This is a genomic window from Reticulibacter mediterranei, assembly GCF_016587455.1.
Genome location: NZ_BNJK01000001.1, coordinates 3,578,655 through 3,600,042 on the forward strand (window position 1 = coordinate 3,578,655; position 21,388 = coordinate 3,600,042).

The window sequence follows — 21,388 nt, forward strand, 5'->3', positions numbered from 1 at the left end:
ATAAAAAGCAGAGATAAACTGAAGGATGTGCTTATTTTTTCATGTACCCCTGTTCAAGATCTTTTTATCAATCTTGAACAAGGTATATTGTCAGCTACCGCAAAGAAATTAGCGGAAGCAACTATGACAACTCTGGTGGCAGCTGTGACAACTGCAACTCTGGTGACAGCTGTGACAACTGCAACTCTGGTGACAGCTCTGGCAGTTGTGGCAGCTCTGACAATTATGGCAGCTCTGACAATTATGGCAGTTGTGGCAGTTGTGACAATTGCAACTGTGACAGCTCAGGAAACGCCGATGGCAGTTACCAGTACCCCCCTGAATCTCTTCCAGGTTCTCGTCGGTCAGGTCGATGAAGTCAACGAACTGATTAGCAAGTTTCATGATATTGTCCTTTCAGTATCAAACGATATGTTTTTTCACTCGCTCTCAAATTCCCTGCGTCTTTTCGGCGACTCAATATCCATAAGCCGCTATAAAAACAGTATAACGAATCATACAATCGATTTTCTTTACATTTATAATTCTAATCTTTTTCATAATAAAAAGAGAAATATATTGATAAATTCTACTAATAGAGAGGTTTCAATTCTCTGAGGCGCTATACTGCTTTAGGAGTTACTTCATGGGTTGTAAAAGGAGATATCATCATATGGAGTCGCGACACTCTTTTTTCCGTCCGCAAGCAATACAGGCATATTTGCAGAAGCAAGAAAAGGATATTCTTCCCCGTTTTTTCTCTCCCTACACAGCTATCCTATCTTACCTTTTGCTCTTCCTCCTATTTATCATTGGACTATTTGCCTGGTGGACGGTCACAATACTGAGATAAAAACGTCATCTATCATCATCATTATCTAAAAGTTTCAAGCAAATGTGGGGCTGGTTTACATAGGAGATCATATTCAGTATGTTTAGACGTAAAATACCGGAAATCTTACAAATGAATGCCGTAGAATGTGGGGCGGCCTGCTTAGCTATGATTCTTAGCTATTATGGGCGTACAACAAGCATCTCGGAGCTACATCAACACGCGAATCCGGGTCGCGATGGTCTCTCGGCTCTCAGCATTGCACAAACCGCGCGACACTATGGTTTAAAGGTGAGGACGATCTCGCTGGCCGTTAACGACTTTCGCTTCATTCCTTTGCCTGCCATTGTCTACTGGGAATTTAATCATTATCTGGTCGTAGAGCGCTGGTCTCCATCTTTTGTGGATGTGGTCGATCCCGCTGTAGGCCGCAAACGTCTCCCAACCGAGGAGTTCGACGCTGGTTTTACAGGTATTGTGTTTCTCTTTGAACCGGGCACACTGTTTGATACTCGCAAACGCAAGCAAAAGATATCTTTACAAACATATTTGCTGCAATATTTCAAACAATCTCCTTTCGTGTTCCTGCAAATCTTGCTGGTCTCTCTTCTGCTACAAGCGTTTGGCCTGATCATTCCCATTGTGACCAAAATTGTTATCGACCAGATTCTCCCTCACAGGATGATCAATATTCTTCCTCTTCTGGGGATCGGCCTGCCGCTGATACTCCTTGCCCAACTTATCACCATGCTCCTACGCTCATCGCTGCTGGTCTATCTTCAGGCACGCGTCGATACCTCGCTCACCTCAAACTTTTTTGCTCATCTGTTGCAACTTCCCCTGCGCTTCTTTCAATTGCGTTCGAGTGGAGACATTCTGGCACGCGTAACAAGCAATACTATGATTCGCGATCTTGTCAGCAACCAGTTGACCGCCACCATTCTGGATGGCAGCATGGTGCTGATCTATTTGCTGATCCTGCTCTCACAATCGCTGGTCTTCAGCGGACTGGCCCTCACCATCGGCCTGCTTCAGGTGATCTTGCTGATCGTCACTAATGGCCCTATCCGTCGGCTGGCCCGTCGCGAGTTAGATGCGGAAGGAGAAACGCAGGGCTATGTAACAGAAATGCTCACTGGCATCGAAACGCTCAAGGCCATCGGCGCGGAGCAGAAAGCCTTTCAGCGCTGGTCCAATTTCTTCGTCAAACAGCTCAATATCTCCGTACGCCTGAGCTACATCACCTCAATCATTGGCGCATTCACCACAATTCTCAATATAACTGCTCCCCTTGCACTACTCTGGATAGGCACGACACTAATCCTTAATGGCTCCATGCAAACGGGAACAATGCTCGCGCTGGGCGTACTGGTTGGTGAGTTTCTCTCGCCACTGACATCATTAGCAGCCAGTGGACAGCTTTTACAGGTGACACGTTCCCACATCGAACGTCTCGCCGATGTGCTAGAAACCCAACCTGAACAATACGACCAGCGGGTGCAACAGGCTCCTCGACTGACAGGACACGTTACGCTGAAGCAGGTCAGTTTTCAATATACACCTGATGCGCCAAAGGTGTTAAACGACATCACAATAACGATAGCTGCCGGGCAAAAAATCGCTATTGTGGGGCGCACCGGATCAGGCAAAAGCACGCTCGGCAAACTGCTGCTGGGATTATATAGTCCAACCGAAGGGGAGATTCTCTTTGATGACATCCCCTTACAGAAGCTCGACTTTCAGACGGTGCGCGCCCAGTTTGGGATTGTCATGCAGAATGCACACACGTTTAGTGGCTCAATCCGCCAGAATATCACCTTCAACCATCCCGATATCTCGATGGAGCAATTAATCAAGGCGACACAGACGGCGGCCCTCCACGATGATATTCTCCAGATGCCGATGCATTACGACACATTTATTGCGGAGGGCGGTTATGCACTCTCAGGAGGACAACGCCAGCGCCTCGCCCTTGCCTGCGCGCTGGCCCACGAACCGGCCATCTTGCTGCTCGACGAGGCGACAAGCTCTCTGGATGTCGTCACCGAGCACAACATAGAGCAAAACCTGAAAGCGCTGCAATGCACCCAGATTATCATCGCCCACCGCCTCAGCACCATCCGTACGGCCGATTGCATTTTCGTGCTGGACGAAGGGGAGATCGTGGAATCCGGCACTCATCAAGAATTGTTGAAGAAAGACGGCTATTATGCCGAATTGATTCGCAACCAGCTGGGAGCAGAGCCAGCTTCGGCGAGCGGTCGGTGACAATCGGGTTAAAACGAGCGAGAGCTGAGGTATTCGCTCAATTTTTCAGCGCCCTCGTTGAAACGGCTGAAAAAAAGTATTGACGACCAGGGGGAGCTATGATATTATGGTTGGCGTAGAGCGAAGGACGTTCTAGCGGGCTTTCGTCGCTGGATATGTCTGGAAGGCTTCTACAGGCCGATTTAAGGCGGCTTAGCTCAGGTGGTAGAGCAAGGGACTCATAAGCCCTGTGTCACTGGTTCGAGTCCAGTAGCCGCTACCAATAAGCCCTCGATCCTATTATACAGTGGGTCGAGGGCGTTTTTTTAGCCTTCCTCCTTAATTCCATTATCAAGTATTTATTTCCAAAAGATGACCAGAAGTATAAGTTAGCCACAAAAAAGTTTGGGATCAAAACAAGCAATCAGTAATGAGAAAAGCGGCTTCATAGAATTTTGTAAATCTACTCTGTTTGTTCGTCTATCTTAATAGAAAGAGGAAAATGTATGGCAAACACAGAGCATACAGAGATTTTGAGGTCAGGTGTGGATATGTGGAACAGGTGGCGGAAGGGGCATGCTTCTATTCAACCCAACCTGAGAAGAGCCAACCTGAAAAGAGCCAATCTCAGAGAAGCCAATCTCAGAGAAGCTAATCTCAGTGGGGCAAATCTTAGTGGAGCCGATCTCAGCAGAACAGACCTCAGAAATGCCAATCTCGGCAGGGCCGATCTCAGCGGGGCAATCCTCAACAGAGCAAATCTTTACAGGACCAATTTCAGAAATGCCAACTTGAGAAGAGCCGATCTTAGAAATGCTGATCCTATCAGAGCCGATCTCAGTGGGGCCGATCTCAGTGGGGCCGATCTCAGTGGGGCCGATCTCAGCTTAGCTACGTTAGTGGAAACAAATCTTACAGAAGCGATCCTCACAAATTGTCGCATTTATGGGATAGCAGTTTGGAGTGTGGAGCTACAAGGAACAAAACAAAACAATCTGGTCATCACTCCTGACGATGAACCGATCATCACTGTTGACAATCTCAAAGTGGCTCAATTTATCTATCTCTTATTGAACAACGCAGAAATCCGTTCTGTCATAGATACCATCACCTCTAAAGTCGTTTTAATTTTAGGGCGCTTCAGTCTAGAAAGAAAAGTTATATTAGATGCTCTGAGGCATGAATTACGAAACCATAATTATTCGCCAGTAATCTTTGACTTCGCTCCACCAAAAAGCCTGGATTTAACAGAAACCGTTAGCACTCTAGCCCACCTTGCACGTTTTATTATTGTTGACCTGACCGATCCAAATAGCGCTCCCCATGAAATAGCAACTATCGCTCCTCAATGTATCAGGCCGATCAAACCAATTATCTCCAGTAAACTCATCACCAAAGATGGAAAAGAAGTAGAGCAGTGGCGCGAATATGAAATGTTTCGGGATTTAAGGCGACGATACCATTGGATACTAGACACCTTCCGCTATCAGGATATTCCTCATCTCATCAACTCACTCCAGGAGGATATTATTCAACCGGCAGAAGAGAAGATTCATCGTTGGGAACCAGAAAAAGAGAGGATCAAGGAATTAGAAGAAAAGAACAGGCAATTAGAGGAAGAGATAGAGAAACTAAAGTGGGGACAATAAGCTACCCTACAAAATTTTCTTTTCTACGAAGCTTTTTCTAAATTGGTCTATTTGCTCACCTATCTCGATAGAGAAGGTAGATAGCGTTGGAAATACTCTTCATCGTCAGCATGTCAGATCAAAAATAACTTGACGACTTTAATATACCCATGTATAGTATTAAAATCAGATTTTTGTTTCATTAGACTGGAAATCGTGTTGAAACAACAGGCTCTCATCGATGAAATTGCAACCACGCCCCTCAAAAAGCATACCTCCGTCACGATAGAGACATCTATCAAAGCATCCAGACAGCAACTTCTCAAATGGGTAGGCAATAAACAGCGCTTCGCCAGAGAAATCATCTCTTATTTTCCTACAGACTATGGCACATATTTTGAACCTTTTCTGGGTAGTGGCGCTGTCTGGGGAGCGTTAGAACCCGCAAAAGCACTGGTATCTGATGCATTTGCACCACTTGTAGAGATCTGGCAAATCCTGCAAAACGATCCAGAACAATTGAAGCAATGGTATGCAGAGAGATGGCACAGGATGATGGCTGGGGAGAAAGTGGCGGGCTATGAAAGCATCAAAGCAGCTTACAATACCGCTCCAAACGGGGCAGATCTCCTCTTTCTCTGCCGAGCCTGCTATGGAGGTGTCGTCCGCTTTCGCAAAAGAGATGGCTATATGTCCACTCCCTGCGGCGCTCATCAACCTATGCCGCCCACAAATTTTGCCAACCGCGTTGACAACTGGCACCCTCTTACAAACAATGCCACTATCGCTCACATGAACTATGCCGCAGCAATGCAGATGGCACAGGCGGGAGATATTATCTATTGCGATCCACCCTATAGCTTCAGTCAGACCATTTTATATGGAGCACAATCCTTTCATCTCGCCGATCTCTTTGAAGCAATTCGTAGTTGCAAAACTCGCGGCATCCGTGTAGTTCTGAGCATCGACGGAACAAAACGCTCGGGCAATACTATCTGCAATGTTTCCATTCCAGATGGACTTTTTGAACGCGAAGTGCTTGTGAATTGTGGTCATTCGATGTTAAAACGATTTCAAATGGACGGAAAGACGATGCAGGATGAAGGCGTAGCAGACAGACTCTTGCTCACGTACTAAAGCTTCACCGCTTCATAAAAGCTCTGCTATGCAGTGAAACTCTTCTCAGCCATATGACGTAGAGAAAGTGAGATTGTTTTCGGCCACGACCAAAATAAAAGGACTTTTTCCATGTCTGATGTCGATGAAGCTTCAGGGACATCTCAACCTGAGATTAAAACTATTCTGGTGGTGGAGGATGACGCTGATGTTGGTGAGTTCTTTGTCCTCGCGCTGAAACAAGAAACATCCTATCAAAGCCTCCTGGTCCCCAACGGCTTTGAGGCATTGAAGCTGGCCAATACCATTAAGCCGGACCTCTTCGTGCTGGATTATCAACTTCCCAGTATGAACGGCATCGAACTCTATGACCACCTCCACGCTATGCAAGGGCTAGAAGATGTCCCGGCCCTGTTCATGAGCGCCAACCTGCCCACTGGAGAACTGAGAAAACGTCGTGTCTACTATATCAAAAAGCCATTTGAACTAGAGGAGTTGTTGCAGACCATCGAAGATCTATTAGCAGAATAATGCACTCATTAGACCTGGAACGCCGCTTCACATTGAATATGTTCTTATAATGTGTATAAGCAGTACTCCACCGCCACATAAGTTGCCACTTAGTATACCTCTGGTGGAGTACCATTTTTCTGCCTACAACACTCTTCCCGACACAAAACTGCTGTCATCTATCGAAATATGCTCGTTGATCTCCTCGCCAGACGCGGAAAGCTTCGGGAATACGTTGTCTGTGGCCCGGATCTATATTTGAAGGCAGATCATGCTCGGCAAACCAACCACTGTCCAGCACCTCCTGTATGTGTGAAGGAGGTGTGACTACACTAATATGTAGAGGACGGCAGAGAAACAGGATATGATAGAGATGATGACGTGAGCGCGTTCCACACAGGCGAGAGTCGTTGATCCCAACCAGAGCAATCGGCTCACAGCTTACGCCAGTTTCCTCCAGCACCTCACGAACTGCTCCCTGAGCTGGCGACTCACCAACCTCCAGCCCACCACCAGGCAGAGCCCACAAACCGTTATCGGCTCGCCGAATCAACAAAATCTTGCCATCGTCGCCAACCACGGCCCCATCAGCAACGGGAAACGGAGCCGGACGTGCAAAAACGGTCGCACGCAACGGCTCAAGTGCAGATAGTGGCTCTCCCGTTGCCAGCGCAAGCAGTTCCAGCGCGACACTCTGGACTTTCCGATAATTATCGCGGTTATAGATAGTATCGGCATACTGCAAACCATTGGCGCTACAGTCTCGCAAAATATCCGCACACAGGGCCAGTTGTTGAGCAAGGCTCACTCCCGGCTTTTCGTCATCACGGGTGGTCATATATCCTTCTTTCATGCACTAATAGTAGTACTACCAACAACATATCATTACAGAGTATAGCAGATAATTTATGTTGGTATGGAAAGAGCAAGCATGTGTTATACTCTTTGTTGGAGAACTGTTGAGATGGTTTTCCACTGTATTCCATCCTGATCGTTAAAAGGAGAAGAAATACTATATGGCTCAACGACCAATGGTGGGGGTTGGTGTGATCGTTACCAGAGACGATTACGTGTTGCTCATGAAACGACATGGCTCTCATGGCAGCGGAACCTGGTCCATGCCGGGCGGACACCTGGAATTTGGCGAATCGCCCCAGGAGTGCGCCATCCGCGAGACGTTTGAAGAGACCGGCATTACCATTGATAATGTTGTATTTCGTTCCATCACGAATGATGTCTTTGAGAAAGAAGAGAAACATTACATCACGATCTGGGTGGAAGGTGCCTATGTTTCAGGCGAGGCTATCATCAACTCCGCCTACGAAATGACGGAAGTAGGCTGGTTCTCCTGGGGCTCCTTACCCGTTCCCCTCTTCTTGCCTTTCCGCAATCTGCTAGAGGGAGCAGGCATGCCTCCTTTCGAGAGGAAAAGTCTTTTAACGAGCGAATGAAGGTACGTCAGTATCTATCACTACTCTATAGATAATCGCATCTTCCCTTCGTTCTGCCATAACGCGAAAGACGTTGACGAAACCATCAGGGGCAGCCATGCTTCTTTATCTGTCATGAGTCACAATTAGCTATTTCCTCGTATAGAACATATAATTACTAATACGATTACAATTGATTCATACTCATTGCGCTCATCTTATGAGCGAAGAGGAGGCAGGGATGGCTCAACAACGGGTCAAGGTCTTGCGTCGTCAGAGAATCTTTAACCGGGCAGTATGGAGAAAGTCCAGCCGCTTTACAACGAGCGGTCTTGTTACAATGGGTATCGGCGTTGTCTTGATCAGCATTGGTGCCTCAATCAACACCGGTCCCTATTCAAGCGAAGGGTTGCTCATCGGCTTCGGTGCAATCATTGCACTTGTCGGCATCGTCAGACTGCTCATCGGCTTTATTAATCCAGCAATTCCAGAGGATCTCCAACCGCCTGCCGAGACCGAAGAGAACGTCGCACACGTAGAAATTCTCCCGAGAGAACCCGAGGAGGACGATTCTGTCTAACCCTGTTGTATAGCAAAATAGTGTAAAAGGAGCAAGGGCAGGGCGGCCTCTGCTCCTTTTTTCATCCTTTTATGCAAATGCTCCAAAGTAATGCTCAAAAAAGCGGTCTGGCCGCACCTGGGTCGCAACCTCATGCGTTTCACCCCCCTGCCAATGCGTCAGTCCCGCTAGCCGCTCGCTCGCAAGCTCAATTTCGACACTGCCGCGCTCAAACGTACAGATATCTGGTGCAAAGAGCGTGGTAGCCGCCAGGGGATCGTGAAAGGTCACGATATCGTTGCGCTGAAACCAGACATCGGCAAAATCCAATACTGGCCTCAACAGTGGTGTCTGACAACGCTGCCTGAACTGATCGGTCTGCATTGTCACCTGAAGCGTCACATCCAACCCGATTGAGCGATGCACAGGTGGAGCAGCACGATAGACAATTGAGGTCGCGTGAGGATCAACCAGAGCATTCCATTCGCACGCTCCGGGACCACCGCGCGAGTAGATCCCGCACATCAGAACCAGCCCTTTGAGCAGAGAGGGGATCTCAGGATCGCTGCGAAAGAGCAGAGCAATATTGGTCAATGGGCCAATACACAACAAGGTGATCTCTCCCGGATGCTGGCGAATGGTTTGACGCAGAAACTCAATCGCTGCCCCACGCGGGAAGGATGTCTCGTGATCCCACCGATCGAGCGCTCTGGCCTGAGGAACATCTGGCTGTTTCTGGGCTATCAACAGCGGATCGGGCGCGCCAGGATAGATGGGAATAGCTTTGCCAGCCACTTTACACTGCGCGCTTGCCAGCATAGCACGCTTTTCGACATCACCGGTTACGGTGGTAATGCCAAGCAGTTCACATTCTGGTTGTGCCAGCAGATAGGCCAGGCAGAGCGCATCATCGATATCGCTGCCAATATCGGTATCGAGTAAGACCTTGATCGACATAGGGAACCTCCATCGCTAGATGTAGATTTATCATAGCACAAATGGAGGATTGCAAAGGAATAGTTCCAGGCCCAACGAGCGAGAGGTGCGGAGTGTCCCTCTCGCTCATCCGGCGAGCGCCCCATAAAATGGAACGTCGCACCAGGAGGCATGGCAGCTTCTGGTTCCGAAAAGCCGCCATGACTGTATGAGTAGATACAGGAGAGATCAGCAGGAGATACTGATGGTATTCGTTCTCAAACTGCGCATCTCAATCCCATAACATTCTGCACTCGATGGGGATTACTTACAGATGTTAGTATAGAGGTCTTCTGTTAAAGCATGATTATTTGAAGGTAAAAAGTTTGCAATGCTCAAATCAAATAATACGCAGATCGACGATTAAAGCGCCTTCACAGTATAAATAAATCTAGCCCAATTATTCGCACTTTCACCAAAGTACCAATAATTGAGCGTAAAATCAAAGATTGCTGCTAATTAAGTCCTGCTATCTTCTCTTTCGAGAGTTACGCCAGTCGCGCAACTCTTGACGTTTCTCCTTAGATTTTTGGTGCATCCGCAGGCCATCAACAGGTGAAAACCGGGTGTACAGATCTTTATTATCCTGCTCAGCCAGGCGCACATACACCTCGATCATATCCCAACTCTCATGACCAAGTATCTCCTTCAGAACGACCGTAGGCATGCCATTTTTTATGCAGTTGACTGCAAACCAGTGACGGCATACATGAGGTGTAACCCGTTTGTCTTTAATGCCAGAAACTTCCTTGAGGCGCTCAAAGATGCGTTCTGCACTGGCTGTACTTAATGGCTTACCCCAGGCATTCAAAAACAGAGAGTCGTCATGCTCAGTAGAGCCGCCACGCCAGTATCTTATATAGGTATCCAGATGTTGGCGTGCCACCTTCCCAAACGGCACCTTTCGCTCTTTTGCTCCTTTCCCTCGAATATAGATCATTCCTTTTCCCCAATCAATGTCAGCAAAGAGTATCCCGCATGCCTCAGAAATGCGTACGCCAGTGGAAAGCAGTAACCATAAAAATGCACGATCACGAGCAGACAGAGCCTTACGCTCATCGGGAGTAAAAGACCTTCCTTTAGGAGCGCGATCACAAGCAGCATCCAACCTAAAAAGCTCTTCCTCAGTAAAAACACGAACAAGCACCTTTTCAGCTTTATACTTTTCCACATAAGCCATCGGGCTAGCTTTTAAGTAGCCATGCCGAACCAACCAGTTAAAAAAGATCATCAGGTAATTGCTATATGTTTCTACCGTGCGGCTACTATATGGCTTCCCCCGACTACTTACGGACGTACGAAGATGAGAAAGCCATTGAAGCACCTCAACCTCTTTAATCTCATCAATTCCAATATCATCAATCGTCCGTTTGCCATCATTATCTGATAATTCTTCATTAAATTTACCAACAACATAACGAAAGAAGAGAGGCATCACACGAGCATAATTGTTTTTCGTAATCATAGAGCGACCGGCAGCCGGTTGAGCAGCAACGTACATTTCCAACGCCTTCGAGAGCGTTAGAGATTGTTGCTTCTCTTCTTCCTGTTCAATAGACTCCCCAGGCTTCTGACGGCGTTTCGAGAATTTCATAGTTTCCTCCAACCTTATTTCAAGCGTTAGCAGCGGCTTTCATGCGGTACAGCACACGCTTTTTCTCAACAACTTCCGAGAACTCAATGCGACGATCGTTCATGTAGTGGTCCACTTCCCCAGCGACAAAGTGCAAGGTCGCTGAAACGTCAGATGTGACCTCCTTTTCCTCCTCAGAGAGATCAGTCTCATACCCACGTCGAAAGGCTTCAATGGTCGGGAGCCAGCCCGCCATCTGTGCAATCGCCCGTTCCATATTGGCCTCTCGCTTGCGTTTGCGCACAAAAGCTGCCAACTCTTCGACCGGCAGCGGTTCAGCAGAAGCAGCTGGGGCAACTGGACGAACGCGTTTCTTTTTCGCCGAGTGCAGATGCTCGACAGGAGGCAGCACAGGCGGGGAGAAGGGACGCGCTTCTAGTTCTTCATCGGCCAGGCGCAGCAGTTCTTCGCGTTCCCGTTGTTCCTGTTCATACTCGCTCTCAGGAAGTGGCTGCTCGACACATGCACGCTGGATGACTTCCCAGGCAGGATGCACCGGCCAGCGGGAACGATTGGTATCATCAGAGGGGATCACATAGCGCAGCCAGCCATCAGGCAACCCATCAGCACCGCCACCTGGATGCCCAACGGCATAGGTCCACAGGTCGCCAATATGCTCAAGCATTTCATAGGCACCAGAGACACCAGGGAACTCTCGAAAAGGCGTACGCGTGAAACGGACCTCGACGCGCCATACGATCATCTCAGGAGAGAACTCAATCCCTAGCTGTTCCGCACGTAGACGCCACTTGTCATAGAACCAGCGCTTTTCAGGCGAGTGATATTTGATTTCGTGTGTTTTGTTATAGATCACCGCCGAGACCGGCGAGGTATGCATACCAAAGGAGAGACCCGCTATCTTTTTCCAGCGCCGTTGTATGCTCGACGGACCATCAAGCAGCCCCGCATCGATTTCAGCGGGACGTTCCGTGTCAAGGACTGCACGCGAGAGAAAGCACTCTTTCAAATTGAGCGAGGGCAGATCCAGGTACAGCACATCGGCGGCCAGGTCCAGTGCAGAAAGATCGAGGAGAATGTGCTCTCCATAGAAGGTGCTCAGGAAGACATGCACCGCCGAGAGCGCCCGGCCCAGGTCGCCGCCACAATCCATCTGAAGGTATTCAGAAGAGAGGCGCACCCGGCCAATAATCCCGGTCTTCTTGCCCCGTCCGACTGAGAGCGTGATCTTGTCGTTTTCCAATATCCACTTGAATTGTGAGCCACCCTTATCACGCATGTGCAAGGTTTGCTCTTCTTTCTTTCCTGTGCCAAACACCCAGCGTGTCGGCACCAGCTCGTCAAGCTCCTGTGCCTTCTGCTTGAGGGCATTCAATTCCTCCTGCAATGTGACATCCAGTTCCACCCGCACCGGCTGATAGTCTCGATCAGTAGGCCGGATGGTATAGTACGCCGTGTCTGGACTAAAGGAGAGAACCACAGGCGAGGGAGCCGGTTCTTCGTCCTCATCATCAGCGGCAGCAGGGATCGGATCAAGAGAAGGTTTCTGCCCTGCTTCCACACCAAAGACCGGGAGCCGGTGCAGCCGTTCTTGTTTGCGCAGGTCTCGCTTGAGCAGCAGCGAGGAGGACGTTTCCCCGGTCTCTGCATGCCGATAGACCACATGCCAGGTTCGGGTATCAATTTCCTCTACATCTATGGGACGCAGTTTACTATAAGGCCAGGCCGAGCCAAGCCGCTGTAACAGCTTGCGTTTATACCATTCAAGCATGAGCATCACCTCCTTGTACAAAAGAGAAAAGAGAAAGAAAAAAAGAGACATCAACAACAATGTATTTGAAGCGGTCCGGTTCACTTGCGGGACCGCTTCGTGCAGCGTTATCAAGAGGCAACATCACAACATCCTCCTTCCTCATCAGCACCAGCAGGTATTCTGTCCATCAGGCAAGGGTAACAGCTTGTCCCGATCCACTCCTCTGCTACATCATCAAAGGGACAGACCCATGTACGAGGCACAGGACAACGGCCAGTGTCAGCAGCGCCAGGCACTTCTATCTCGATGAGAGAAAGCACTTCTAGCACAATGGAAGGATCAAGGACGACCTGGACCCCAAAGGCCCGATAGTGAAGCGATCCTCCGCATAGGTCAGAGGCCGCATAGGACACGTAGGAGAGTTGATAGGCGTGCATCGCCGTTTCGATGGCAGTAAAGGCGCTAGGAGCCGACACATAGACATCGACATCAGCCAGAGCAGAAGGAGAGAAGTTGCGCCAGAGGGCCACACCATACCGATTCATTGCACACCTCCTGCTTGATGAGACATAAGACAGTGAGAGACGAAAAGAGCAGAGACAATTCGTTTCTGTTGTAGAAAAGCAACACAGTAGAGGATGGAATAATGGCAGATCAAAAGCACCTTCAACAGCTTCAAAAGAGCATAAGCCAGTGGAACCAATGGAGAGCGAAACACCAAGAGATTGTACCGGATCTTAGCTTTGCCAATCTCAGTGAAGCCGATCTCAAGGGAGTCAAGCTCAGTGGAGCCGATCTCAGCTTTGCCAATCTCATCGGAGCCGATCTCAGCAATGTCAATCTTAGCTTTGCCAAGCTCAGTGGAGCCAATCTCAATGGAACCAATCTTAGGGGAGCCACTCTTAGAGGAGCCAAGCTCAGTGGAGCCAATCTCAGCATTGCCAATCTCAGTAGAGTCGATCTCATCGGAGCCGATCTCAGGGGAGCCAATCTTAGGGGAACCGATCTCAGTAGAGCCAATCTCATCGGAGCCAATCTCATCGGAGCCGATCTCAGTGGAGTCGATCTCAGTAGAGTCGATCTCAGTGGAGTCGATCTCAGTGGTACTACTATAGGCGGGACACCGTTCGGAGATCGTGATTTTCGCAAGATCAAAGGTCTTGCTTCTATTCGGCATGATGGCCCATCTCCATTGAGTATCAACAGCCTCTATCTTTCTGAGGGCAACATCCCAGAGGAGTTCGTGCGAGGGACAGGAGCGCCAGATGCCTTCATCGACTATATGCGCTCGTTGGTTGCTCGACCAATTGAGTACTACACGTGCTTCATCAGCTATTCCAGCCAAGATCACAACTTTGCCGAACGCTTGTATGCTGATCTGCAACACAAAGGGGTGCGTTGTTGGTTTGCTCCCGAAAACCTCAAAATTGGAGACAAGTTCAGATCGCGCATTGACGAGTCCATTCGCATGCATGACAAGCTGCTGTTGGTCCTCTCGGAACACTCGGTCAAAAGTGACTGGGTAGAAACAGAAGTCGAGACTGCTTTTGAGAAAGAATACCGCACGAACCGTCTGGCCCTCTTTCCCATCAAGCTGGATGAAACGGTCATGCATACCAACAAAGCATGGGCCGCTGATATTCGCCGCACGCGTCATATTGGCGATCTCACCCACTGGAAAGATCACGACGCTTATCAACAAGGATTGCACCGCTTGTTGCGGGACTTGAAGCAGGAGAAGGTATAGCCATACATTCTCTGTTTGCCCTAAGCAATACCGAGCAGTTCCGGGATGGACCCCGAACATCCGTGTGCGACTGCGAGAGCCTAAAATTGGACCTCTTGCACCGTCTGGTCCCCTGCGGGCGAACAGAGAGCGGGACTCAGGACTAATGCAGGTGGCAGGCAACCCCCGCTCTCTGTCCGGGCAAAGCCTACCAGACGCCACAAGAGGCAAGCGCAAGCGTCCAATTTCTTCACGGCTCTCTTGCGCAGAGTGAACGTCTCGGCACCTGGAAGAGCCTCCGGCGGGAACGAGAGGGGATCTAGGCCACAGCAGGTCAGGGCCAACAACAATCCCACTGTTTTTCGCCAGCATGAGACGTATTGCAGCAGGGCAAGATTGATCACAGCCAGGAATGTTTCTTCCTTCTGCTCGTGTGGACAGAGGGCCGAAATCAGCGGAAAACGGCCTTTTTTTGCCTTCTTGCACGTCAAAGATGCCCAAAATCGGCCCCAAGAAACTCGTAGAGGCATCGATACGTCTGGATATATAATCACCCTGCCAAGTCGAAACAGAAGCATTCTTGAGCCTCTCAGCGAGTGGGCCTCTATCCGCCTCTAGAGCCATTCCATAACAAGCATACGGCATATGAGAGATGTCGAAATCATAACCTATGGTTATGGATTGTGGATACATGTTTTGCATGTTTTTCTCCTTTCTTTTTAGATGGACATCGAAATAGTTTGGGATCTCCAAAGAGCGAAAGCGCACAGGGCAGAACCACGCGCAAACCATCGAGGCACAGGCCAGCACCAGCGTCGAGCGCCGAGCGCTATCGGAGACGGGAGACTTCCACCACTCCCCCACCTCCCCAGGAAGGAGACAGCGAGCAAGGAGAGAAGGCAACAGGCAACAACCAGACAGAGAGCACGCGAAGAGGCAGAGCGCACTCGTTGGAGCAATGCGCACCAGCGCGATCGCTGCAGACCAGAGCGCCAGGCCAGCAGTAAAAGCACCGCGCGACCAGGCGCAAGAACACCAGCGCAGGAGACACAGGCAGAGCAACCGAGCATAGCGCACCTCCAAGAGCGAGGAAAGCGCACCCAGCACGACCAGACGCCAGGCGCACACGTTCCTCAACACAGCACAACGATCAAGAACGAGGACCAGAGCCAAGCACACGCGCCCCCTTCTGAGAGTCATCACTGCGAGCAGCAGGACCACTTCGCCGTGAGAGAATATCAGCGAACACCTGGCGCTTGAGGGTGGCGAGAAATTCAGCATCTTCCCGTTCCTGCTGGACCTTGATTTGCAGAAGCAAAATGTCAGCTTCCGCTTTCGCCTCGACCATCTGACGTTCACCTTCCGCTTGCGCGATATCGCGATAGAGCGCCGCCTTTTCACGCTCACCACGAGCAATGAGCTTGAGCGCACTATTATCCACTTTAGCGAGGAAGAAGGCGGTCACGGCATCGCCCAGGAGAAAGCCCACCACACGCGAGGCGACGAAGACATAGAGCGTATTCATGTTGGCATTGCGAGAGGCTGAGATGATATGGAGCAGAAAGGCCGATTGACTGATGCCGTTGATAATGGCGAAGATCAGCCACATGAGCGTCCCAAAGGTGACTTCCATCTCTTCACGCTTGGAGACCGAGCCGTTCACCTCGCGCTTCTCGGCCAGGTCGCGCCGTTTGATGGCAACGCCAAAGGTCGTGAACATCATCGCCAGGTCAATGAAGAGTGCGCCGCCCCAAATGATATAGGTGCCGTTATCACCAGGGGCGACCAGGCTCGTGAGGATGTAAGCCACTTCTGAGGTTGTCAGGGCAACGAAGGCAATCGGCCCCACGAAGAGCCAGATGCGCAGAAAGAAGAGCATCACACTCTCATGAAATGGGCGACCATGACGCGCCGACTCGACCAGGTTCATACGCCGGACACGTAGTTCTTCTTGCGTCATCACAGAAGTTGATTTCGTTGGACCATCTGTGTAGACAGGAGGCAGAAGGCGACCGTTACCCACTGTGGCCGGTCCATCATCGGTGTTGCGCTGCCCAAAGAGGGAAGACGCCAGGCGAGCGAAGAAGCCTGGCTGATGAGCCCGTTCATTCGCCTGCTGAAGACGCTCAGCCGCTTCACGCGCTTGCTTTCGTTGCAGTTCCAGGTACTCCTCCTCACTCAAGCCCGACTCATGTTCTCGGCCACGCTGATCCACAAAAACCAGCGGTTGCTGTTGCTGTTCCATAGACAAAGCTCCTTTCTGTTGAGGACGGGAGGCACCCCGCACTCGTTCTTGTTCCAGTAACGCTAATGCTCGTTGTCGGGCCTGTTCGGTCAGTGCCTCGTTGTTACGGACACGCTCTTGTGCCTGATCAATCTCTTGCGCCGACCTTACCCCTTTTCCTTGTTCTGCACATGCACGACAGCACACCTCAAAAAAGGTATCCCTCCGGCAGTTTTGACAGACCGGACGCCGACACTGCCCACAGGTAGACGAACCGCCAGGCCCACCACAGAGAGCACAGGGTATCGCCTTTGGAAATGACGGCGCACCCATAGGTAATCCTCCTTTTTGTCCCGCCTCGCGAAACGGAACCCTGAGAAAGTACAAGCCCCTTGCTTCCCGCTCACGCAGGGCCGGGAGATAATTCCAGAAGTCTTGATGAAGCTGTGCCTTCTCCGTCTCCGTTGCCGCTTGGTACGCCAGTGCCGAGTCAGCATAGGGGTCATCTTCCACATACTCGGCCAGGCGATGCGGCAGCTCGGCGACGGTGATGCCCAGCGGGTGCCGATTGGTCTGTTGACAGAACTGTAAAAAGTCTTGCAGTGCTTGACGACGTGCGGCACGATCCATCAGAGCACCTCCCTTGTCAGGACAGGAAAGCGGCTATCTCAACGAGCGAGACAGCCGCAGCACACACCTACTCGTCGTCGCCAGGCACGCCCAGGTCTTCCAGACGTGCGACACGAATACGCACAATCGGCTCACTCTTGAGCACATTGCCCTCATCATCGGTGACATCACGCATGCCAGGCTGAACCGCCTGAATAATCGCCTTGACCTTATGGTCTGTGTAGTCCTTGAGCAGCTCGTTTTTCGAGCCGACAAGTTCTTTGTATTGAGGGCTGCGATCAGAGATTTGACAGGAATGCACACCAGAACGAGCGTCAGAAATTTCCAGCGAGAGGAAGCGCCATTTGGCACCAGCAGCATGCTCTTCATCTGCTTTATTGCCAACAACACGCATGCCTCGCACGATACCAGTTAAAACTAAAGCCATGATGTTTTATCCTTTCCTTCACATCAGGGGAGCCAGGCCAATGCAGGCACCATACTCTGCAATAGTGAGCAGGTCTCCCTCTTCTTTGCGATAATGGCCGTTACCCACGACCGCTAAAATGACAACTAACTGAATTTCGATGTCCACCGGATCAGGTAAGGCCGCAATCACATCGCGCAGGTCATCAAGCGTTTTTGCCATCTCCACCAGGACGCGTTGTCCCTTATACTCGATGTAGACTGAGGCATAGCCAACCGGCGTATGATAGCGTCTGCCACCTTTGCGCCGAAACTTCCGGTCAAAGCGACGATGGCAGCGCTGGCAGAGCACCATTGTCTCTGCATCCTCCTTCCAGGTCTCGTATTGCCGCTTGTGGGCAATCGAGAGATGCACCATATAGGGTTCATGTGTCTGCAAATTTTCGGCAATGCTCCGGTTCGGAGCGCCGCAGCCCTCGCACACATTCCCCGCCTTGAGCTTCTTCTCCTTTCCGTTGGGTTTCCAATCGGCGGGATAGATGGCCGGATTAAAGGGCATCGTCCTGCACCTCCCACCAACTAGACCAGGACGCGCCCGGAACGCCAGGCCGCCACGCTAGAGGTGACCGCCCGGATATAGGCTGACTCGTCGTTGTCATCAGCAGCAGGGGCATAGACCGGGATCACTCGCGCAATCGTCGTCAAGCCACGTTGCTTGATGTAGTAGTTACCGATCAACTGATACCAGGCTTCAAAGCCCTGTTCCCAGCTCCTAAAGAAGGCGTAACAGCTTTGACCTGGCTGACAGGAGTTGCCAACCGTGTTGACGCACACACTGCCAGAGAAGCACCTCAAGTTGCCGAGCGAATGTGTGATGACGGCCATTCCTTGTGTGCCGCAGGAACTTTCATGCAGAAAGAAGGCCAGCGGCCAGGCCGGATCGATGCCATACTGCACGCCCAGGTCATAGAGCGTTTGCCCTTTGCCATGAGCGGGAGAATGACAGGCGATCAGCACCTCGTTGATAAAGGAAGCCGAAATAGAGGGACGCCCTACTAGACTGTCAGCGGTAGCGGCGGGACTGGCCATCGATTGCCCCGGTTTGCCGCCTTGCATCATTGCCAGTCCGAAGAAAAGAACCAGCAGCAAGAAAAGGATGCCAAGCACTCGACCCATGATGTGACCTCCATTGTTGACTTGACAGCCAGGCTCTCACCGCCGACAATAGAGGGCGAGTGAGGAACCTAGCGACTGAAGACGCGATCCACAACTCAAACCGCCGACTGAGGTGTACCAGACCTCAGCCGGCACTTTGTTAGAGCAACCAGGTACGCAGACGCAGCCAGAAGAGGGCAAGAGCCAACTTTCCCAGGTCCACGAACCCGAAAGAGAGAGGCCCGATCTCCCTGACCTCCAAGTGCTTCTCTTGCGACCAGGGCGAACCGGCAGGACCAGCCCAAGCAGGCCGAGCAGCAGGCGAGAACACATCATCAGGTGGCTCAGGGATATACCCATGTGTTGCACAGTAATCATTGAATTGATCGATCAGGGCATCGAACTCAGAGAAGGTCAGGCTTACCTCATCCTCATCAGCCCCAGTCACTTGCCGCCGCAGGCGTACTTCAGACCCGGCATCAAAGACCACCAACAAGCGGTTGATATCATAGCGGCCCCACACAGCATCAGACGGCCCGTAGGAAGCCGACACCTCGACGTAACGCGTTTCTCCCTGTTCATTAAGAATATGCGGGCAATGACGATCAGACACGAATGTACCTCCTTAGCGATGTTTCGGACACCAGTACACAGAAAAACCTGCCAGCTTTACAGAGACAATATCCAGGCGGTTCTGACAGCCAGGGCAAACGGCCCGAGCGTTACAGGAACCAAACGAGCAGCGATAGAGCGAGACCGAGCCAGCAGGACGGACCCATTGATGCTGATGCAACTGCTTGAGCAGCTCAACGGCTGAGACAACCTCATGCTGCTTCATGAAGACCTCCTAACGAGAGCACGAAACCAGACGCGTGTACGAAGGCCGTTCCCGCCCGGTTCCACACTCGCCGCAGAACCGCGCACCTACCTCGTAAGCCGTGCCGCAAAGATCGCAGCGAGCAGGCGAATGAGCACTACCAGGACGATCTACAACAGTGATCTGAGATGCCGCCTCTCGCCTCGATATCGGTAAGATAATCGGCTGAGGTTCGCGACGACTTCCCAACATATTCATAATTGCCTCCTTACAACAGCGACAAGTGACTTTTGTTAATTGCCAATTGCCAAGTGACATTCACTAATCGAATTATAAACTGTAGAAACTCGTTTTGTCAAGGGTATAATTGCCAATTGCCAAAAGTCGTCTTTACTATTGACAATTGACAAGGTATAATACTAAGTAGACATGAGCTATAGCAAAAAAGAGAACAAGGGAGATAAACATGGAACAAGAATTCTATACAGCAAAAGAAGTAGCAGAAATATTAAAGAAGTCTATCAGGACAATTTACCGGGATGCTCAAAATGGAGAAATACCATCAGTTGGGAAGCGGCCTAATATACGCTTTCCCAAAGAAGCAATAGACATTCTTGCAGAGGTAAACCTTCAAAATGAGGATAACGCGCTTTCATTCTCTGTATCAACTGTTGCTGAGTCATGGGCCAAGCGAGAACTAAATAGACCCTATGAGGATGAAGACACTGTACCATTCAAAACTGTATTAGAGTGGAGGAAGAGGAACAATGATATCACGATGAACCTCAGGCGAGGCAAAACAGTCCTAGGTTGGGTAACATTCTTGCCACTGGATGAAGAAGTAGCCCTAAACCTCGTATATGGGCAAATAAGAGAAAAAGATATTCCACCACAAGCAGTGAAGAAATGGACTGATCCCAAGTTGTCCGTCTATGTTCCGGTGATAGAAGTTATATCAACCGGCAAACTTGGAAAAGATAAAATATTAGGAGCCGAGCTTATTAAAAGAACCATCAAATGGGCCACTTCCCTAACCATTCAACACGACATCAAAAACTGGTATGCGGTGGGAGCCACTCCCGAAGGGCAAAATCTACTGGAAGACTTAGGGTTCAAATTGCTCGTAACGCAGGATGAAGGCAAAAGAAAAGGCTATACGCTCGCAACAGGCGACCAACAAGCTAAACTCATCAACAAATTTGCTACAGAGATGGGCGGTACAAACGGCTCACCACAGACAAGCAAGAAAGCAAGCAATTAGAGGTGAAAAATAACCGCTAACACTGCACAAATAGCAACCAAACATAAAGCCCTTGCAGACCTTAATACAAGGTACGGCAAGGGCTTTTATCCAGCCCTATACAGTAAACGACTCATTGATATAAGAAAGAAGCTGTTCAGAACTCTCAAGCACGCCATCACGCCCTTTAGACCCAGGTATCCGACGCCCAACTTCAGAAATAAAGACACTCAAAGCAGCCTTCATCAACTCTAACTCTTCAACCAGCAAGTCCGCCGAACTCGCGTAGGACAACTTGAAGAGAAGCACCTGGAGCATCAGCATATCAGCGCTCCGTTTAGCAGAAGGCATCTTGTTCTGCATAAGATATGCTCCATAAAACTGAAGAATTGCCCGGAGCGCCAGGACATCATTTTGCGAAATCGGCACAGCCATCTATTTTCATCCTCCTATACCAATCACAGTCAGCAGACTGAACTTTAAAGATCAAACTCCGAATAGCACTATTATCAGTTTAAACCCACAAGCTTACTACTGTCAACAAGCTACTACTGATAAAATGGCTCATCAT

Annotated in this window: 23 protein-coding genes and 1 tRNA gene; 10 read left to right on the forward strand and 14 right to left on the reverse strand. The window is 50.1% G+C overall.

Annotated features, from left to right (window positions below; translation table 11 throughout):
- The first annotated feature begins 27 nt into the window (after window positions 1-27).
- The 6 genes from K3T83_RS15255 (at window position 28) to K3T83_RS15280 (ending at window position 6,333) form a co-directional block, all read left to right on the forward strand.
- Window positions 28-597, forward strand: coding sequence for a hypothetical protein (locus K3T83_RS15255; RefSeq protein WP_220203830.1), 570 nt, complete (start codon window positions 28-30; stop codon window positions 595-597).
- A 313-nt stretch (window positions 598-910) separates the two neighbouring features.
- Window positions 911-3,079, forward strand: a complete 2,169-nt coding sequence (locus K3T83_RS15260; protein WP_220203831.1) for a peptidase domain-containing ABC transporter — start codon at window positions 911-913, stop codon at window positions 3,077-3,079.
- A gap of 186 nt (window positions 3,080-3,265) precedes the next feature.
- Window positions 3,266-3,341: transfer RNA gene (locus tag K3T83_RS15265), tRNA-Met, on the forward strand.
- 223 nt (window positions 3,342-3,564) lie between these two features.
- On the forward strand, window positions 3,565-4,707 hold the full coding sequence (locus K3T83_RS15270; protein ID WP_220203832.1) for a pentapeptide repeat-containing protein: 1,143 nt from the start codon (window positions 3,565-3,567) through the stop codon (window positions 4,705-4,707).
- Between the two features lie 198 nt (window positions 4,708-4,905).
- Window positions 4,906-5,823 (forward strand): Dam family site-specific DNA-(adenine-N6)-methyltransferase, encoded by a 918-nt coding sequence (locus K3T83_RS15275; RefSeq protein ID WP_220203833.1) that lies wholly within the window; start codon window positions 4,906-4,908, stop codon window positions 5,821-5,823.
- A gap of 111 nt (window positions 5,824-5,934) precedes the next feature.
- Complete coding sequence (locus K3T83_RS15280; RefSeq protein WP_220203834.1) at window positions 5,935-6,333, forward strand: response regulator; 399 nt, start codon at window positions 5,935-5,937, stop codon at window positions 6,331-6,333.
- A gap of 154 nt (window positions 6,334-6,487) precedes the next feature.
- Here the strand turns inward: K3T83_RS15280 and K3T83_RS15285 are convergent, their stop codons facing one another.
- Window positions 6,488-7,150 carry an NUDIX hydrolase gene (locus K3T83_RS15285; protein WP_220203835.1) on the reverse strand — a complete coding sequence of 221 codons (663 nt, stop codon included), beginning with the start codon at window positions 7,148-7,150 and terminating at the stop codon, window positions 6,488-6,490.
- Between the two features lie 178 nt (window positions 7,151-7,328).
- Between K3T83_RS15285 and K3T83_RS15290 the strand changes: the two genes are divergently transcribed.
- Window positions 7,329-7,763 carry a nucleotide triphosphate diphosphatase NUDT15 gene (locus K3T83_RS15290; protein ID WP_220203836.1) on the forward strand — a complete coding sequence of 145 codons (435 nt, stop codon included), beginning with the start codon at window positions 7,329-7,331 and terminating at the stop codon, window positions 7,761-7,763.
- 220 nt (window positions 7,764-7,983) lie between these two features.
- Entirely contained in the window at window positions 7,984-8,322 is a 339-nt protein-coding gene (locus K3T83_RS15295) for a hypothetical protein (protein WP_220203837.1), read from the forward strand.
- Window positions 8,323-8,391: 69 nt separating this feature from the next.
- Here the strand turns inward: K3T83_RS15295 and K3T83_RS15300 are convergent, their stop codons facing one another.
- The 4 genes from K3T83_RS15300 to K3T83_RS15315 all read right to left on the reverse strand — a co-directional run bounded on the left by K3T83_RS15300 (window position 8,392) and on the right by K3T83_RS15315 (window position 13,165).
- Window positions 8,392-9,258 carry a nucleoside hydrolase gene (locus tag K3T83_RS15300; RefSeq protein WP_220203838.1) on the reverse strand — a complete coding sequence of 289 codons (867 nt, stop codon included), beginning with the start codon at window positions 9,256-9,258 and terminating at the stop codon, window positions 8,392-8,394.
- Window positions 9,259-9,745: 487 nt separating this feature from the next.
- Window positions 9,746-10,870 (reverse strand): tyrosine-type recombinase/integrase, encoded by a 1,125-nt coding sequence (locus tag K3T83_RS15305; protein ID WP_220203839.1) that lies wholly within the window; start codon window positions 10,868-10,870, stop codon window positions 9,746-9,748.
- Window positions 10,871-10,889: 19 nt separating this feature from the next.
- A complete protein-coding gene (locus K3T83_RS15310; RefSeq protein WP_220203840.1) occupies window positions 10,890-12,638 on the reverse strand; it encodes a hypothetical protein in 1,749 nt (582 codons plus the stop codon).
- A 110-nt stretch (window positions 12,639-12,748) separates the two neighbouring features.
- Entirely contained in the window at window positions 12,749-13,165 is a 417-nt protein-coding gene (locus K3T83_RS15315; RefSeq protein WP_220203841.1) for a hypothetical protein, read from the reverse strand.
- A 101-nt stretch (window positions 13,166-13,266) separates the two neighbouring features.
- On the opposite strand from K3T83_RS15315, the gene K3T83_RS15320 reads away from it, so the two are divergent.
- On the forward strand, window positions 13,267-14,367 hold the full coding sequence (locus K3T83_RS15320) for a toll/interleukin-1 receptor domain-containing protein (RefSeq protein ID WP_220203842.1): 1,101 nt from the start codon (window positions 13,267-13,269) through the stop codon (window positions 14,365-14,367).
- Window positions 14,368-14,447: 80 nt separating this feature from the next.
- Here K3T83_RS15320 and K3T83_RS15325 read toward each other — a convergent pair whose 3' ends face one another.
- The 8 genes from K3T83_RS15325 to K3T83_RS15360 all read right to left on the reverse strand — a co-directional run bounded on the left by K3T83_RS15325 (window position 14,448) and on the right by K3T83_RS15360 (window position 19,835).
- Complete coding sequence (locus K3T83_RS15325) at window positions 14,448-14,750, reverse strand: hypothetical protein (protein WP_220203843.1); 303 nt, start codon at window positions 14,748-14,750, stop codon at window positions 14,448-14,450.
- A 746-nt stretch (window positions 14,751-15,496) separates the two neighbouring features.
- Window positions 15,497-17,200 (reverse strand): hypothetical protein, encoded by a 1,704-nt coding sequence (locus K3T83_RS15330; RefSeq protein ID WP_220203844.1) that lies wholly within the window; start codon window positions 17,198-17,200, stop codon window positions 15,497-15,499.
- 67 nt (window positions 17,201-17,267) lie between these two features.
- On the reverse strand, window positions 17,268-17,627 hold the full coding sequence (locus tag K3T83_RS15335) for a hypothetical protein (RefSeq protein WP_220203845.1): 360 nt from the start codon (window positions 17,625-17,627) through the stop codon (window positions 17,268-17,270).
- Between the two features lie 18 nt (window positions 17,628-17,645).
- Window positions 17,646-18,164, reverse strand: a complete 519-nt coding sequence (locus tag K3T83_RS15340) for a hypothetical protein (protein WP_220203846.1) — start codon at window positions 18,162-18,164, stop codon at window positions 17,646-17,648.
- A 20-nt stretch (window positions 18,165-18,184) separates the two neighbouring features.
- Window positions 18,185-18,781, reverse strand: a complete 597-nt coding sequence (locus K3T83_RS15345; RefSeq protein ID WP_220203847.1) for a glucosaminidase domain-containing protein — start codon at window positions 18,779-18,781, stop codon at window positions 18,185-18,187.
- 139 nt (window positions 18,782-18,920) lie between these two features.
- Window positions 18,921-19,373 (reverse strand): hypothetical protein, encoded by a 453-nt coding sequence (locus K3T83_RS15350; protein WP_220203848.1) that lies wholly within the window; start codon window positions 19,371-19,373, stop codon window positions 18,921-18,923.
- A gap of 12 nt (window positions 19,374-19,385) precedes the next feature.
- Window positions 19,386-19,598 (reverse strand): hypothetical protein, encoded by a 213-nt coding sequence (locus K3T83_RS15355; RefSeq protein WP_220203849.1) that lies wholly within the window; start codon window positions 19,596-19,598, stop codon window positions 19,386-19,388.
- A gap of 9 nt (window positions 19,599-19,607) precedes the next feature.
- Window positions 19,608-19,835 (reverse strand): hypothetical protein, encoded by a 228-nt coding sequence (locus K3T83_RS15360; protein ID WP_220203850.1) that lies wholly within the window; start codon window positions 19,833-19,835, stop codon window positions 19,608-19,610.
- A gap of 208 nt (window positions 19,836-20,043) precedes the next feature.
- On the opposite strand from K3T83_RS15360, the gene K3T83_RS15365 reads away from it, so the two are divergent.
- Window positions 20,044-20,838, forward strand: a complete 795-nt coding sequence (locus tag K3T83_RS15365; RefSeq protein ID WP_220203851.1) for a helix-turn-helix domain-containing protein — start codon at window positions 20,044-20,046, stop codon at window positions 20,836-20,838.
- A 96-nt stretch (window positions 20,839-20,934) separates the two neighbouring features.
- Here the strand turns inward: K3T83_RS15365 and K3T83_RS15370 are convergent, their stop codons facing one another.
- Window positions 20,935-21,252 carry a hypothetical protein gene (locus K3T83_RS15370; protein ID WP_220203852.1) on the reverse strand — a complete coding sequence of 106 codons (318 nt, stop codon included), beginning with the start codon at window positions 21,250-21,252 and terminating at the stop codon, window positions 20,935-20,937.
- Window positions 21,253-21,388 lie beyond the last annotated feature (136 nt).